The sequence below is a fragment of the Robertmurraya sp. DFI.2.37 genome, assembly GCF_029211245.1.
GTDB classification, from domain to species: Bacteria; Bacillota; Bacilli; order Bacillales; family Cytobacillaceae; genus Robertmurraya; species Robertmurraya methanolica_A.
This window is the reverse complement of the sequence record NZ_JARGEJ010000767.1, coordinates 1-293: the sequence shown is the minus strand read 5'-3', so window position 1 is coordinate 293 and position 293 is coordinate 1. Positions and strand designations below refer to the sequence as shown.

The window sequence follows — 293 nt, the reverse complement described above, 5'->3', positions numbered from 1 at the left end:
ACGGAACAGTCCGGCCCAGGTTACCCGTTTGTCAAATACGTCCATAATGATCAGACAGTTTCCGGTAAAAAGTTCTCCACCTAAGAATACGATCAGCATCAATCCGACCGGAAAGATCACACCTGCCAATGCTCTTGCCACTCCGACATTTTCTACTGCGTGTGCCGCTGTGCTGCTTGTAGCACCGCCCAGTGCGATAAAAACCCCTGCCATAATACCGAGAAGGATCATTTTCCCGACAGGGAGTTTTGTTTTGTTCTCACATGCTTTGATACTCAGATCTACTACTTCAG

At 47.8% G+C, this 293-nt stretch carries 1 protein-coding gene; it reads right to left on the bottom strand.

Features of this window, described 5'->3' with window-relative positions; genetic code table 11:
* The coding region (locus PZE06_RS28550; RefSeq protein WP_275792477.1) for a formate/nitrite transporter family protein at positions 1-279 on the bottom strand (279 nt) is incomplete at its 3' end.
* Positions 280-293 lie beyond the last annotated feature (14 nt).